General features: G+C 52.8%; 14 protein-coding genes. 6 read left to right on the top strand and 8 right to left on the bottom strand.

Going from position 1 to position 15,175, the window contains the following annotated elements; genetic code table 11:
* Positions 1-43: 43 nt before the first annotated feature.
* Genes BUB69_RS20695 through BUB69_RS20675 form a run of 5 tightly spaced genes read right to left on the bottom strand, consistent with a single transcriptional unit; the run spans position 44 to position 4,364 of the window.
* The gene (locus BUB69_RS20695; RefSeq protein WP_073169986.1) at positions 44-1,330 is read right to left on the bottom strand and encodes an MFS transporter; all 1,287 of its coding nucleotides are present in this window, start codon (positions 1,328-1,330) and stop codon (positions 44-46) included.
* A gap of 53 nt (positions 1,331-1,383) precedes the next feature.
* On the bottom strand, positions 1,384-1,677 hold the full coding sequence (locus BUB69_RS20690) for a Dabb family protein (RefSeq protein WP_073169984.1): 294 nt from the start codon (positions 1,675-1,677) through the stop codon (positions 1,384-1,386).
* A 14-nt stretch (positions 1,678-1,691) separates the two neighbouring features.
* The gene (locus tag BUB69_RS20685; protein ID WP_073169982.1) at positions 1,692-3,089 is read right to left on the bottom strand and encodes an aldehyde dehydrogenase (NADP(+)); all 1,398 of its coding nucleotides are present in this window, start codon (positions 3,087-3,089) and stop codon (positions 1,692-1,694) included.
* On the bottom strand, positions 3,086-3,556 hold the full coding sequence (locus BUB69_RS20680) for a nuclear transport factor 2 family protein (RefSeq protein WP_024667950.1): 471 nt from the start codon (positions 3,554-3,556) through the stop codon (positions 3,086-3,088). Before BUB69_RS20680 ends, BUB69_RS20685 begins: the two co-directional genes overlap by 4 nt.
* A gap of 4 nt (positions 3,557-3,560) precedes the next feature.
* A complete protein-coding gene (locus BUB69_RS20675; RefSeq protein WP_073169980.1) occupies positions 3,561-4,364 on the bottom strand; it encodes an RraA family protein in 804 nt (267 codons plus the stop codon).
* 217 nt (positions 4,365-4,581) lie between these two features.
* On the opposite strand from BUB69_RS20675, the gene BUB69_RS20670 reads away from it, so the two are divergent.
* On the top strand, positions 4,582-5,517 hold the full coding sequence (locus BUB69_RS20670) for an alpha/beta hydrolase (RefSeq protein WP_073169978.1): 936 nt from the start codon (positions 4,582-4,584) through the stop codon (positions 5,515-5,517).
* Positions 5,518-5,584: 67 nt separating this feature from the next.
* On the opposite strand, the gene BUB69_RS20665 is transcribed toward BUB69_RS20670, so the two are convergent.
* Entirely contained in the window at positions 5,585-5,806 is a 222-nt protein-coding gene (locus tag BUB69_RS20665; RefSeq protein WP_073170085.1) for a helix-turn-helix domain-containing protein, read from the bottom strand.
* Positions 5,807-5,987: 181 nt separating this feature from the next.
* Here BUB69_RS20665 and BUB69_RS20660 point away from each other — a divergent pair, with 181 nt between their 5' ends.
* The 3 genes from BUB69_RS20660 (at position 5,988) to BUB69_RS20650 (ending at position 9,557) form a co-directional block, all read left to right on the top strand.
* Positions 5,988-6,362, top strand: coding sequence for a histone-like nucleoid-structuring protein, MvaT/MvaU family (locus BUB69_RS20660; RefSeq protein WP_073169976.1), 375 nt, complete (start codon positions 5,988-5,990; stop codon positions 6,360-6,362).
* A gap of 527 nt (positions 6,363-6,889) precedes the next feature.
* The gene (locus BUB69_RS20655; protein ID WP_073170083.1) at positions 6,890-8,494 is read left to right on the top strand and encodes an ATP-dependent nuclease; all 1,605 of its coding nucleotides are present in this window, start codon (positions 6,890-6,892) and stop codon (positions 8,492-8,494) included.
* The gene (locus tag BUB69_RS20650; RefSeq protein WP_073169974.1) at positions 8,487-9,557 is read left to right on the top strand and encodes a UvrD-helicase domain-containing protein; all 1,071 of its coding nucleotides are present in this window, start codon (positions 8,487-8,489) and stop codon (positions 9,555-9,557) included. The genes BUB69_RS20655 and BUB69_RS20650 overlap by 8 nt, the downstream gene beginning before the upstream one ends.
* A 72-nt stretch (positions 9,558-9,629) precedes the next feature.
* On the opposite strand, the gene BUB69_RS20645 is transcribed toward BUB69_RS20650, so the two are convergent.
* Complete coding sequence (locus tag BUB69_RS20645) at positions 9,630-9,995, bottom strand: hypothetical protein (RefSeq protein WP_245825310.1); 366 nt, start codon at positions 9,993-9,995, stop codon at positions 9,630-9,632.
* Positions 9,996-10,443: 448 nt separating this feature from the next.
* Here BUB69_RS20645 and BUB69_RS20640 point away from each other — a divergent pair, with 448 nt between their 5' ends.
* Both BUB69_RS20640 and BUB69_RS20635 read left to right on the top strand, forming a co-directional pair.
* Entirely contained in the window at positions 10,444-11,601 is a 1,158-nt protein-coding gene (locus BUB69_RS20640) for a hypothetical protein (protein ID WP_073169970.1), read from the top strand.
* A 1-nt stretch (position 11,602) separates the two neighbouring features.
* Complete coding sequence (locus BUB69_RS20635; protein ID WP_073169968.1) at positions 11,603-13,804, top strand: hypothetical protein; 2,202 nt, start codon at positions 11,603-11,605, stop codon at positions 13,802-13,804.
* A 247-nt stretch (positions 13,805-14,051) separates the two neighbouring features.
* Here BUB69_RS20635 and BUB69_RS20630 read toward each other — a convergent pair whose 3' ends face one another.
* Positions 14,052-14,999, bottom strand: a complete 948-nt coding sequence (locus BUB69_RS20630; protein WP_073169966.1) for a tyrosine-type recombinase/integrase — start codon at positions 14,997-14,999, stop codon at positions 14,052-14,054.
* Between the last annotated feature and the right edge of the window lie 176 nt (positions 15,000-15,175).

The raw sequence follows: 15,175 nt of genomic DNA, 5'->3' as shown, positions 1-15,175 counted from the left end.
GTTCTTGCCAGAGCTAGGCCAATGATCGGCCTAGCTTCCGAATTCAAGCTATAGCCAGTTCAGGGTTAGCGACCGCTTTATTAGTGACAAAAAACGCCACGATCAAAGCACCTATAATTCCTAGACCGCCAGCCAGAGCAAAGCCACTGCCATAGGTACCAGTGGACTGAATAATCAAACCAGTGGCTGTAGGCGCGACGATGCCGGAGAGGTTCGCCAAACCATGCATAAACCCACCAGCAGTTCCCACCTGGTGATCAGGCACCGCGTCCTGAATCATTGACCAGTACGCAGGCGCCGAAAGCATCAAGAAGCCGACTGCCAATGTCATGACTACTACCGCGCTCGTCACGCTTTCGAGCTGGCCGGTAAAACCCACGCACAGGGCAGCGACTAGCAGGCAAGTAACCAGCACAACCTTACGGGAAAATAATCGGCGACCTGTGCGCTTGAAAACCCAGTCGATGAGCAATCCGCCACCGATAAAACCCAACGTGCCGACGAACCAAGGGAGTGCAGTGACAATGCTCATGGACTTCAAGTCGATGCCCTTGGCATCAATCAGATAGCTCGGAAACCATGTCATAAAGAAGTACAGGATGTAGTTGTAGCAAAACAGTGAAAGGCCCATAACGATGACTGCACGCTGTCCGATGATCTTCAGCACGGGTGTTCTTGGAGCATCACCTATGGCTTGTACCGGAACTTCGCGTTCGTCATTGATTGCTGCCAGCTCTTCCGGACTTACTTTGGGATGCTCGACAGGAGTCGACGTCGCCATCCTCCACCAGGCCAGCGCCCACAACAGGCCGAATGATGCAATGACAATAAACGCTACGCGCCATCCCAGCCAAATGGCTAGAAAGCCAACTATGGGGCCAGCCAATGCTCCACCCAAGGGCCCGCCTGCCTGAGCAAATCCGATTGCACGAGCGCGTTCCTTGACCGGAAACCAGCTATTAATGGCTTTGTTTGCTGTCGTACTCACCGGGCCTTCGCCGACCCCGAACAGTGCCCGCACGATCAGGAGAGACCAGAAATTGAACGCTAGAGCTGTTGCGCCACACAGTACAGACCAAAAGCCCATTGACCAGGTCAGGACGCGTTTAGGCCCAAAGCGATCTGCCAGGTAGCCGCCTACAAAGCAAAATAAGGCGTAACCGAAAAAGAAGCTGCTGAAGATCATGCCCTTCTCTGAGGGCGTCAGGTGATATTCCTGCGTGATAAAAGGCATTGCTATAGAAAGTGCTGCCCGGTCAACATAGTTGATGACCATGGCTACGAACAGCATCGCCAATATCGTCCAGCGATAGGGTTTTTTATTATTCATCAATGTCTCCGCGCGCCCTCATGGGGGCGCGACTGTTGTTATAGTCTGAAGTATCAGGCGGTGTAGTCGACCGCAGCCCATTCGAAGTATTGCTTCAGATCTTTTACTAGCGCTTGGTGTGCGGGGTGCGGCAGATAGCGTGCAACCGCATCAGCGTTATCAAATTCGGAATCGATTAGATAATCCCAGCAAATGGAACGTTCGAGCTCGTTAGCCACAACGCGCCAGTCTCGAATAAAATCAATCTTTTCGGGTAATGCCCGCATCCGTGCAACTAAGTCCGCCTCAAGCAAGGGCTGAGCATCTACGCCCGGCAGGCGGCGGAACATCACGATATGTCGCATCATTATGAATCCTCCGCTTAGTGTTGGGCCCAGGCTGGGGCATCTTGCAAAGCTATTGGGCGCAGGAATCGCTCAATGGCCGCATATCCAACCGAAGTCGTCTGCGGCGCAGTCGACGAAGGCCACGGGCCACCGTGGTTCTGAGCAGCACAAACCGCTACACCTGTTGGTACACCCTTGAAGAGCAAGCGCCCTGAAATCCTCTCGGCTGCGCTTACCAAAGCACGGCTATCCGGGATATCTTCATTCGCCCCCCATAGGGTGGTAGTCAGCGTGCCGCCAATCGCTTGGAGCACATCCACCACTTGAGAAATATCTGAAGCCTCAACCACTAGCGCTGCCGGCCCGAACATTTCTTCGCGCAGTTGTGGTTTTGCTATAAACGACGCCGCATCGGTCTTGTACAACCGAGGAGCGGGGCCTTCGCTATCGTCACCTTGAATCACCGTTGTAGCGCTTTTTGCAACTTCCGCGCTGGCATGCTCGAAGCCTTCGCGCATTGATGTCGTCAGCATCGCGTGCGTTTGAATCGGTGCGAGCCCGGCACTCACTTGTTCAATGAACCGGTCAGTTGTTTCGCCCTTGAGCAAGATGATGACACCCGGGCTTGTGCAGTACTGGCCACAGCCCATGGTGATCGAGCCTGCCAGTGCGCTGGCAAGGTTGTGACCGTCCGACTCAAGCGCCGCGGGAAGCGCTACTAATGGATTGATGGAGCCCAACTCACCGAAAAATGGAATAGGGCGCGAGCGTTCGTTAGCCAGCCGCCAGAGCGCAGTGCCACCTTGGTAGGAGCCAGTGAATGCAACTGCTGCAATACCGGGATGCTGTACGAGGTACCCACCTGTTCCACGGGAAGCACCCTCAATCAGCGTCAATACACCTTCAGGCAGGTTTAGAGATTTTATGACCCCACTCGCTAAATCGAAAACTGCCTTCGAAAGGCGTGGATGGCCCGAGTGAGCCTTAACCACGACTGGGCATCCTGCAGCTAACGCCGATGCGGTGTCACCGCCCAGCACAGAGAATGCAAATGGAAAGTTGCTAGCCGAAAACATCGCCACTGGGCCTAACGGGCGCAATACTCGCGTGAGCTGCGGACGACCTGACGGAGGAGGGCCATTAACAGCTTCATCCACAATTCGTCGATGTGCTGCACCTGCACGAAGTTGGTCAGCGAATCCGCGCAGCTGAAATGCGGTACGTGCCACTTCACCGTTAAGGCGAGCAGAACCCAAGTTGCTTTCTTCATCAGCTATAGCCACCAGATCCTCTTGATGAGATTCCAGTACTTCGGCAAGTTTCGTAAGCAGCGAAGCCCGCTCAGCGGCGCTCGCTTGCGCCAGTCGTGGCGCGGCCTGTAATGCTAGTTCGACCGCTGCATCAATCAAGGCATTGGGATTGGACTGGCTCATGTTCCTGACTCCTTCGTTTTCGGAGCACCTAGCGGCTCAAGGTGGTAACCCCGACCTTTGTAATCAAAAGCGACAAGTTCGTTGACACTGACTTGCTTGTCAGCTGGTGACGCGTAGTAAGCGCGAATCTCTTGAATCAATCCGGTGTCTTTGTCGAAGATGTACCATTCGTCACCGCGAAGAGCCGTACCCAGCTTGGTTTTCCAGTGCGTCCATTCGATAACGGCCTCGTCGCTATCGTGGCTTACAAGGATCTTTTCGATAGTCCACTGCGAACCAAGGTTTTCCACACACCACTGCCATTTACGAGCGATGGTGTCCGCGGTACGCCAAGGAATCTCGGGCAGTCCATCCGGAAAGTAGTGGACGGCGCCTGGTGTGAAACAGGAAACGAGTTTGTCGTAATCAGCTTCGTTGCAAGCGTCGAAGTACCGCCGAATCGTTTTGGCATGCTTATGTTCTGTCATGATTTCAGGCCTTATTCGAGATGATCGAAGGAATCAAAGGACGGCCCGACCCCACCCAGTCTTGGTATGCAGCAACAGCCTCGGGGCTTGGTGGGTAGACGCCCCACAGTGGCTCACCAGAAGCAATCCGCATAGCGAGGTAATGCTCGATGTCGTCTTGTTCAAGACAGACGTCGGCGAGCTCAGCTGCCAGGTGTGCTGGGACGAGTGTCAGCCCATCCGAGTCCCCGACAATTACATCGCCAGGGTAAACTGCGACGCCTGCACATCCGATCGGGACTTGGAGGTCGGCCACGTGGTGGTAGGAGATTCGAGTTGTAGCGGTGATTTCGCGCGCATAGGCGGGGAGAGTCATGCCAGCAATCTCGCTACCGTCACGTAGCGCACCGTCGGTGACGATGGCGCGAGCACCACGTGCAAGCAGGCGAGTTACCAGAATATTTCCTGCCGACGCAGCGGCGGGATCATTGCGGCTATCAATAACGAGAACGTCACCCTGCTGAATCTGCTCAATGCCCTGCCACTGCAGATTGTCCCCGTTCGGGCGGGTGGTCATTGTGCCGTAGGTATCGATGTCTTCCCGAGCGGGAATGAAGCGCATTGTAAACGCCCGACCTGCAAAAGGCTTCGCTTGGGGGCACATCGCCCGCAGCCCCACGAACGCAGGCTGACGAAAGCCTCGCTTGAACAGTTGAGTGGTCAGGGAGCCGCTGGAACAACGTGCAAGCTTTGCAAGAACGTCATCAGTCACAGCGACATTGCGCTTTTTATCGTTATCGTATTCTTCAGCGTATTGGTGGATCGCCATTATTATTCTCCAAGCTTCGTAGTATTCCGGGCTCAGCCAGCCCTGCGTTGTGGCTGATCCTATGGCCTACTGCTCTGGCGACAAAGGGGGATCATCTCGCGCGGCTGTAGGATTTCCCACATGGCGAGACTCGAGCTTACTGGCCGATCTAGAAGTGCCCCTCCAGCCAGACATCTTGATAAGCTTTGTGGGAATTCAATATTGAGAGGGCTGAAGAATGAGCGCCTACGAGCTTGACCCGGCGCTAGCTGCGTACATTGCAGAAAGCTCAAAATTTGTTTCAAAGACTCAAAGACTTTCAGACCGACGCGAAATGTTCGCCGAGGCCTGTGCGTATTTCACACCAAAGCCCCCACTGGGCATTGTCATCGAAGATCACACCCTAGGTGGGTTAGCAGTGCGAACCTACGTGCCGAGGTCAGTAGCGCCGTTAGGTGGCTGGCCTTCTCTCCTTTATTTCCACGGTGGCGGCTGGGATCTAGGGAGCCACAAAACACATGATTGGTTTGCCTATGCGCTGATTCGTCGAATCGACGTGGCTATCGTAGCTATCGATTATCGGCTAGCACCGGAGCATCCATTTCCGGCCCCGCTGGAAGATGGACTTAAGGTTTGGCTCGCACTTAAAAATGGTGAGCTTTCATATGTCGACTGCGCCCGGATGGGGGTGGCTGGTGACAGCGCGGGTGGCACCCTGGCCGCCGGGTTGTGTGTAGCGCTCAAGGATCAGGGGGAGCAGCAGCCTAGTTGTCAGGCTTTGGTCTATCCAGTCCTAACGGACAGTGAAGAAATGCGATCAATGCAACAGCATGCGAATGCTCCCATGCTTTCAACGGCAGGCCTCGCCGTTTCCTTGGAAGGTTACGTTCCGAACGAAAAGCTCAAAAGAGATCCGCGGGCGCTGGCTTTGAAAAACTACGATGCTGCTGGCTTGGCACCGGCCTTTATAGGAGTGGCCGAGTTTGATCCTCTATTCGATCACGGTTTGGAATATGCGGCGCTACTAAAAGCTGCCGGCATCCATACCGAGTTACATATCGGAAAACGTTTGGTTCACGCAAGTCTGCGTGCTTCTGGCGTAGCAGAGGTGGAGAGGTTTTACGACGCTTTAGCTGAGTCAATTGATAGATTGTTGACCACGGCAGGGCGCTGATCACGCTTTACTAAACCCTACTAATTTAACTGGGGTGAAGCCATCAATACGTTACGATTGGCTCGGATTAGGTCGGGGCAGAGGCAATATATAAAGGCTCGTCTCCGGAAATGTTTGGCTTTATGCCTAACGCAATGGCGGCCTGATGAGCTTTACCCTGCAACCCTTTTTTACGAGCGTCAAGCACCTGATAACAAGTGGCTGCATCTAAGTGGTGCGCCTGTGCAAACGCCTGAATTGAAACCGCGTGATTTTGTAACCAAAGCTTGGCTTCGGCGGGTGTCCGCAACCTGTTCGTTTCCAATACTTCCTTGTGGCGGTAAATTTTTCAAAATGGTCTGAGATTTTGAGTTTTGCCAGAGATCGCGATGAAAGGCTCGCAGGTGTCCCCATTGGAATATTAGATGACTGAGTGCGTAGGAACCCCTAATATCTAGTGATATGTTCTTGCTCATCATCTAAGGATTGCTATGTCTCGTCTTGCTGAATACCGAAAACTTGAGCAACAACTCGCCGCCCAGCTTGCTGAGCTTGATGCCATGAAAAATGACTCCGGTCTCAAGGCCGAAATGGAGTTTGAGAGCAAACTGCGCGGTCTGCTGGGGGAGTATGGCTACAGCCTGCGTGACGTGATCAGTCTGCTGGATCCTACGGCTGCTACGCGTGGCAAATCCGCTCCGTTGGCGGCGCCAGAGAAGGGCACCCGCAAGGCTCGTGAGTTGAAGGTTTATAAGAACCCGCACAGCGGTGAGATTGTTGAGACCAAAGGTGGGAATCACAAGCTACTTAAGGCTTGGAAAAATGAGCATGGCTCGGACGTGGTTGAGTCGTGGCTTTCCAAGTAGTCTTGGGTTTACTACAAAAGGGCCATCGATGGCCCTTTCTTTTGGCTCAGGATTTGGCAGGTCTATTACTCCAACAGCTCTCATTCTTACGATCGGTGCATGGGATAATATCGCTTCCTCAATGTCCTTGAAGAACGATATGAAAACTCCTATAGGAGAAAAAATTGCTGTTGGAGCATCATTGTCGTTTTCAGTCTTCGCAGCGGTTTCGTTCTAAACCGCTGTGATCCTGAAGGGCGCGACACCAGCAGTTCAGGCGTTCAGGCGTTCAGGCGTTCAGGTATCAGTCCAGTATGCTACTTACTTCGCGTGACACCCCTGACGGGTGTAAAGGTTTCAGGCGCAGCCGTACAGGTGACCGGGGCGACGCCGAAAGCCATGCCTGGCTAAAGAGCCTCGCGTAACTGTGTGTAGTAGTACGCATGCTAAATCCATTTCGACATGCCACGCAGTTCGCCTATAGCATCAAGGTAAGCCAGATCCAACACCGAGTCACCACTGCTTTTTTCGCCAAGGGAATGACGATCATGATCACCAGAATTCACATCCGTGGGTACCGCATCTACAAGGACTTCAACCTTCTCCCCAACCCTAAAATGAACATTTTGGTGGGGGGGAACGATGCGGGTAAATCTACCTTGATGGAAGCGGTCTCGCTGGCCCTGAACGGCCGGATCGGCGGCCGCAGCGTTCTTGAAGAATTAAACCCGCACTGGTTCAACACTGAGCTCGTTCAGGAGTTTGTAGCGCAACGAACCGCCGGCAAGAAACCCGCACTGCCCGAAATTCTGATCGAACTATACCTTCGCGATGACGATGAATTGCAGGTGCTCTGCGGTGCCGTGAACACAGCCGTGCCAACTCATGCATGCCCGGGCGTCTTCTTGAGGATCTACCCCAACGAAGAGTATCAGGACATGCTGGATGACTGGCTAAAGGCACCTAATGCCCTGCTGCCCGTTGAGTACTACACGTGCGAATGGCGATCGTTCGCTGACCGTGAGCTAACGAAGCGCCCACGGGTACTGTCGGTGGCAACCATCGATTCCAGGACAGTCAAATCTTCAGCAGGTGTGGACTACCACCTTCGTCAAATTCTGAGCGATCACTTGGAGACCACCGAGAAAGCTGAGATATCGTTGGGCTTTCGTACGGTGAAAGCGTCGATGACTGAGGGTGCTCTGGCGACAGTGAATACAAGGTTCTCGACATTGGGTGCATCTTTGTTGGCGGAACCCATGGCATTGGCTATGGATCAGACATCGCGCACGTCCTGGGAAAGCGTCATTACGCCTCACGTAGACAACGTTCCCTTCTCGATGGCAGGACAGGGTCAACAAGCTGCGATCAAGATATCGCTCGCGATGAAGCGTCACTCAGCGAAAGTGAAGATCGTCATGATCGAAGAACCAGAGAATCATCTCTCTCATACCAGCCTGTCGACGCTTCTTGACCGTGTAGAAAAGCTTGCATCTGACGACCAACAGTTGTTTGTTTCCACGCACAGCACCTACGTGCTGAATCGGCTCGGTCTCAATTCCCTGCACTTGCTGAATCGGAATCATGCCTCGAAGATCACTGCTCTTGATCCCGGCACCGTCCGGTACTTCCAGCGCCTGCCAGGTTACGACACGCTCCGTCTAGTTTTGGCTAAAAAGGTTGTCTTGGTGGAAGGGCCGTCTGACGAAATCATTTTCGAAAGGGTGTTCAACGACGTTCACCGCTTAACACCCATGGCTGCCGGGGTCGATGTCATCTGTATGCGTGGACTTGCGCTGGCCCGCTGTCTGGAGCTTTGTGCTGCCGTTGATAAGCCGGTCGCTGTAATGCGGGATAACGACGGCATTAAGCCGGCGGATCTTCGAGTTCCGGTCGAGAAGTGGCTGGACGGCAATAAGCGAGAACTCTTCATAGGCGAAGTGGGTGACGGCCGCACCCTCGAACCGCAACTGATCACAGCGAACGGTGAAGCTCATCTACGGGATGTTCTTGGGATCACGCCAAAAGCCGACCTTGTGACCTGGATGACACGAGAAAAGACTGAGGGAGCTTTGCTCATCGCTGAGTCCCCGAACCCCCTAACCGCCCCGAATTACATGAAGGAAGCGGCGGAGTTCATCCAAAATGCCTAACCATTTGACGCTCGCAGTAGCTGGCGGACGAAAGACGCAGGGCCTTGTCGATTACTGCGGGAAAGCGACTGACCGGAAGATCGCGCTGCTCACGTTCACGCAAACGAACCAGCAAGAAATCAGCTCGCGGCTAGCGAACCAGGCAGGCAACAGCAGCACGATAGAGGTCATGGGCTGGTACACCTTCCTGCTTCGTCATTTTGCCCAACCATTCCTACGCTTCAAATTCCCGAAGGAGCGGGTCATGGGCTTCGATTTCGAAGGGAGACCGTTCCAGTTTGCCAAAGGCAAGAACAGGTTCATGGACTCAGGAGATCGAGTGTATGCATGCGAACTCGGCAAGCTTGCCTTTGAGCTCATGGAGGCGACGCCGGCGCTCCTGCGACGGCTCGAATGCATCTACGACGAGATACTGATCGATGAAGTCCAGGATCTTGCCAGCTTCGATTGGGAAATCCTCGAAGTTCTGCTCGGCTCCAAAATTGATGTTCGGATGGTGGGGGACGTCAGGCAGGCAGTCTTGTCTACAAATCCCCGAGGCCAGAAGAACAAGAAATTCGGTTACGCCGCGTCGCTTGAATGGTTTAGAGATAGAGAGGCTGAGGGGTTACTCACTATCGCCTACGCAACCACAACCTACCGATGCAGGGCGGAGATTGCGACTTTCTCCGATACCATCTTCGACGCCACGTGGGGCTTTCCTAGCACTACCTCGAAGAACCTCGATGAGACCGAGCATGATGGCGTCTTCCTTCTCCATACGCGGCATGTCGATGAGTACGTCAGCCAATATAAACCGCAATGCCTAAGACATTCGGTTAGCTCAGCGAAGCACCTCAACCTGGATTTTCAGAACTTCAAAGGGGTGAAAGGTGCGACGTTTGACCGAGTATTGCTCGCACCCACCGCCAACATTGAGAGTTTTATCAGGAAGGGTACGGCTTTGGAAGCGACAGCTGCAGCGGCGTTCTACGTCGCGGCAACTCGCGCCCGGCAAAGCCTGGCCATCGTTACCGACAAGGCTGGTACATCCACGCTGCCCGTATGGGCTCCATCGCCTTGAAATCTGACAAGCTGGGGTGCGCCAGGCTTGCAGGACGTTACAGAGCCGTCCTTTGCCGCAGTGTGAGACAGTCTACGTATCGTATCTAGGTGGAAGGGGGCAGTCGTAGTTCACATCGATCATGTCGAGATTCTTCAGATCGAAGTTTGCGTAGTCACGTTCATTCGACGTCCGTATTGCGGGCTGGCCGTAGAGAAACACGAACGCTGTCGGCTTGTCCTTCTCGGCGATCTTAGAAAGCCGCACTGCCATCAGGTTTTTGAGCTTGTAGTTTTCTATGAACGCGTCGGAGACGAAGCATGAGGTGATCAGGCTGTCGTCTCCCCGCTTGAAATTCTTTTTAAATTTGATTCGGTAGGAACTCTGCTTGCGCGTACCACTGCTCCAGCTCGTCATAACTGAATGGCCAGGCAGGAAAGTCCCCTCTTCGTGCTCCATGGCCTGGAAAACGGCGGATGCCCAGGTGCACCTCACACGGTTCAAACCGGTTTCACATATACTTTCTAAGCCCTGATGGTCAGAGCCTTTGCATGTATCAGGAGGGGCTTTCGTAGCAATGCGTGCGCTTTTCTTAAGACCCTTTCAATTCGGATGAGCGATCATCCGATGCCAAGCGCGATGCATCGCCAGCGGTGAGCTGACCCATTCGTAGGGTTTCTCGCGAAGCCCATCACCAATGAGTTGTCGGTGGCCAAACGGCAGCGCGATGGATCATCCGCTAGCAATTTGGCATTATCATGAAGAGCCTGCAGACGCGAATGAACAAGGTTCTTCGATCTAGTAGTTGTAACCATCACGGCAAGCTGAGCTGAGGATCATGTGCCTCAAGCCTAGCTGAACGTCGCCAACCGAGTCACCGTATCAAGTCTTTGCACAAGGACGCGAAGTGATCATTCAAAAATCTGTAACCATAGACAGCATCGAAGAACTGCTGGCAACAGAGTCAATGCATGATTCTGTACGGATTCCGCTTAACACCAGCTATGGCGGAATATTCGGTATCGAAGCGGCCTTGACCCAGCTCATCATCACTTGGGCAAAAGGGGAGGGTGAGAAGGTTTTACACCTCCACTGCGATGAAGACGAATGGGCATCCCATGTTGCCACGCTAGGTCGATCCAGCGCCGGCCTCGCCGGCTTGGTGATGTGCACTAAAGTTGACACCAAGAGTCATATCGAGATCGAGAAAAGCGATGCTTTATTGACACTATTGCCAATGATTCAGGCGATGTACGACGGAGTTTTAAAAGAAACGAGCAATACAAGAGGTGCCCGTCCTACGGTTATCAACCTGTTTAGCGTAAGCAGTGCACGACGAGAGTATATCAAACCTTTTTACGCTGGAGGTGTGCCGCCCACAGTACATCCAAGTGATGCTTTTGCAGGCATCATTGACAAGGCATCCACTTTGATGCAGACCAAAGCAGATAGGCGTGCCTTGATGAAGCATGGTCTGGCCTCATTAGGTAATGTAATTTTTGAGCTGATATTAAACGCCGACCAGCATGCTACTACTAGTCTTGATGGTGAAAAATATAAAAAGGGATTGCGCGGGCTAACTATCAAATACACCAAGGTTCAGAGAAGTCAGCTGAAAGATAAATTTACCGGGTCGGCTGCGACCTTTGAACGGTTTCTAGCTAACAACATGACGCAGGGTGATACCCTCGACCTTTTGGAGGTTTCAGTTATTGATAGCGGCCCAGGCATGGCGCGTAGATGGCTATCGCACAAGCACGGACGGATCATTAACGATCTAACGACCGTCACTATCGAAGAAGAATTGGCAGCAACCATGGAGTGCTTTGAGAAGCATGTGACATCAAAAGATGATGAGGTATCTGGCATGGGACTTCATCGAGCTACGAAGGCCATGAATGATCTTAGAGCATTCGTCAGGCTCCGCACCGGGAGATTGTCCCTTCAGCAAACATTCAGCGGAAAGCCGCAGACCGCAAAATTCGCTCCTAAGCCATGGAAAGCAGATGGAAAACTGTCAGCTGTGGAAGGAACTGTCTTCACTATATGCATCCCGGTGAACTAAGATGACAGATTTCTTGGATTTTGAGGCTTGCCTCAATGAAGGTTCTCCTAACGCTCTCAATATTGTAGTGTTTTTTAACGGGCCTGACCAGATAACTCCCGAGCAAATCACGCATGCATTGCAGGTACAGCTTCAAAAGTATGTCCTTCCAGATCATGTTTTGTTTCTGACGCCTGATATCTTCCGGGGGCAGGTCAAGGATGAGCTAAAAAAGGACAGCTCTGATATCTCTATAGCCCTGCAGCGCAAGGGCCAATCATCCAACGTCAAATATGGTTTTGGTTTTTTTAGTCATGATGGACGACTCTCAAGCCACGAAATATATGAAGGCATTGACAGAGACCTCAGTAAGCGGATAACCAATTCATTCGATTACATTTTGGATGCCGGCCTGAAGTGCTTGGCAAGAAAATGCAATGTGCTAGAGAGGGCGCCATCCGGCTTTTTATTTTCAAAGCCATCGTCTCGCGCAGCCAATTATTTCATAAGGGCAGATGCTTTATTGGCAGAGGCCGCCAACTCTCATTTCATTGCACTGGCTTGCCTAAAATATGTAGCCCCAGCGGAGCTTTCTACAGCCCCAAAGGTAATATACATAGACACGATTTCGTTTCTCCCTGTCGCTTTGTCAATAAAGCTGTTACTAAACACTTTTGGCAAAAATAGCCCTCTTGCTATTCGGTCATTCAAATCATATGAAGGTATGTCGGGCTGCGCTCCTTCGGGCAGCGTTGCGCTCTGCCTGATCTCGGCATCAACCAATTGCGGCCTCGCGCAGAAATGGTACGAAGAGAATGGTTTCGATGCCTCAAAAATAATAACCATCCTGTCATTTTTGAAGAAGTCGCCATACTGCTCAATCGTTTTGCCCTTGGAGAAACCCCATGATTTCAGCACCAGCGACGGTTCAGACCCTCGGCCATTGATCAGAATTCAAGGTGAGCGTTTCGTAGCACAGCATTCCGAGACAAAATTTCTCAACATTTCTGTCAAACATGCTCATGATAAGTTGCAAGAACGGTTTGAAAAATTTGTCGGCAAAGGTTTTTTTGGATGCTATGGCCAAGGCGTAACTGGCAACCGAAGAACTGTCTGGGCAGATAGGGCAAAGCTGGCAGCAGACGAAGAGTTTCAGAACTGGCTCAGTGACTGCGTCATTGAAGAAGTCTCGCTATCGACGAATACCATTATCTATGACAATGACCCCGCTAGCTTGGCAATGGCAACGCGTGCCAAGTCGCTATTGGAGGGGTACGGGCTCACGATTCTCCATTTTCTGAGCTTTGACGATCTGGAAAATTTGGAGAAATTTGTCGGTGGAGCTCTCATTTTGGCGGCGGCCGCCGAGAGGGGGTCTCGATTACTGAGCGTGAGCCGACGGTTAAGAAGCAATCAGGAAAGTGGCACACGGGTTTATCTCGTCGGAGCACTCCTTGGTCGATCGTATGATCAGATTTCAGAGCTGTCGTCCAATTTGACCCAGCCGCCCAGTGGCGCTAAGCGTTATTCGGTCAAGAGCTATCTGGAATTCCCTGTCTCAAATCCAATCTGCAATAGCCATTGGGAAGAGGAGGATAACCTGTTGTCGCGGATTATTAGCCAAAGCTCTCGACCACCGGCTTTCGTCATAGAGCGAGCCAACGAGCTAAGGATCACGGGTGATTCTGGTCTCATTAAGTCCGCATTTTGGCGCTCAAGTCGCACGGGCGAACCAATGAAGATCACCAAAGGCTTTGCATTTGTAAATGACAAAACAGATGTGACATCCAGTACCAGCGTTGAGATTTTTCTGACAATAAACTGGGTGCTTCAAAATGCCAGGCAATCCGCTAAAGTTGAGGAGGGTAGGAAGTTAGCCTCAATCGAGCTTCAGCAGGTTTTGCTCTCTCCGGAAGTTTTTTCACGTTACGACGATGGCGTGATTCAGGCCGCCTTTCTTCGGGCAGCTCACCCGGCAGAAATGGATTATAGAGAGCACGAAGGCTACAGCATGGCGATGTCTGACATTATCAAGCGGATAGTCCGAGGCTATGGGTCTTCACGGGGAGAGGCAGCACTCGAATTCATTGTCGCGCTTTGCATCGGTAAAATTGCTCTCCATTCAAACGTTGCGAGTAAGCTGAACGAATTTATTTGCATTCACATGGAATCGCACCTGAAAGGTATCAATAACTTGTTTGCTAAAGATTCAGAGGCTCTTTAGTTTTTTGATAGGCCTTTGCAGCGGCCGAGTGTTGCCGCTGTAAAAGCCTTGTTCACTTGGAAGTTCCAATCTCGACGACCCAGCCAAGAAGGAGAGATTGATTGCGGTTGCGCAAAACGCAGCAGCATTAAGATCAAATTGCAGGTGTCCGTTCCGGTCGCTATGACTAGGATCAAAGGACAACTCTGTGGTAATCGCGCGATCGATGTGCGTTCCAGGCTCACCTGCTGGTGCGTTGCGGATTAGATCAGGATGCCCCCAAGCGCCCGGGAGAAGCCTTTGCAGCCAGGCCGCCAAACGATGCGCCTGCATCGACATAACGAAGCGCCGACTTCATATCCTTCCATCCCACATAGCTCATCAGCCCCTTGATGTCCCAGCCATTGGCCGACGCCCAGGTCGCGAAGCCCCGTCGCATCGAGTGGGCGCTGTACAGTTCTTCAGGCAGCCCGGCTTCCTTGAAGATTCGTCGCAGCATCGGAATCAGGCTGTGGGGTTGGATGGCCTTGTCCGCCAAATTCCCCCAGCGATCCAGGCGGCGGAAAACAGGGCCCTTCGCGAGGCCTGCAACGGTGATCCAGTTGATATAGGCCTCGACCGGGCAGAGCATTGTCAGCGCTGGCGTTTGAAAGGTTGTCCCCTCGTGCAGGCGATCACCCTTGGTGTGAGCCAAGAAGAACGTGATGCCTTCACCGCTATAGGCTTTCGTGTTCTCCACCGTGAGCCTGGCCAACTCATCCCCGCGAAACCCACGCCAGAATCCGATCAGCACCATGGCCACCGAGCGGCGGTGACGCAGAAGCGTCTTGTAGTCACCGCGATCGAGCGCGGCGGCGGCTTCTGCTTCCAACCACTTCACGGCTTGTTCGAGATGCGTGAGTAAGAGGGGCGTGGCCTGCTTGACCTGGGCGGGGTGTACCACGCGGATGCCCTTGATCATCTGGCGCACGTTGGGCGTCTTGGTCGGGTCTGGAAATCCTTGGGTGATGTGCCACTGCGCCAGTGCGGCCAACCGCTGCTTGAGCGTGCTGATCGCATGCTTGTCAGCGTACTCGGCTAAGTAACGCACGATGCCATCGCCTGTGGTGGGTAGGTAGCCGCCCCACGTCACTTCGAAGTGCTCGATCGCAGCCCGGTAGCTTTTGCGGGTGTTCTCCCGGGTACCGGCGTTTAGGTACCGATCTGCCTTTTCCATCAAGCTTTGCCTTCAAATCAGGCGGTTTCTATTGGTTCGTCTCCAAGGTAGCTTTACGACCTGGCCACATTGGGATGCTTTTATGACAGTACACCAAGTCTTCGGCTCGTTCCGCTCCTCCGCCATAGTTTACGGCTAATGTGCGTCCTATGTGTCACGTGATCCCATCTGGACAT

The sequence above is a fragment of the Pseudomonas asturiensis genome, assembly GCF_900143095.1.
GTDB lineage: Bacteria > Pseudomonadota > Gammaproteobacteria > Pseudomonadales > Pseudomonadaceae > Aquipseudomonas > Aquipseudomonas asturiensis.
The sequence above is the reverse complement of the archived record's forward strand: the minus strand, read 5'-3'. Positions and strand labels throughout refer to the sequence as shown.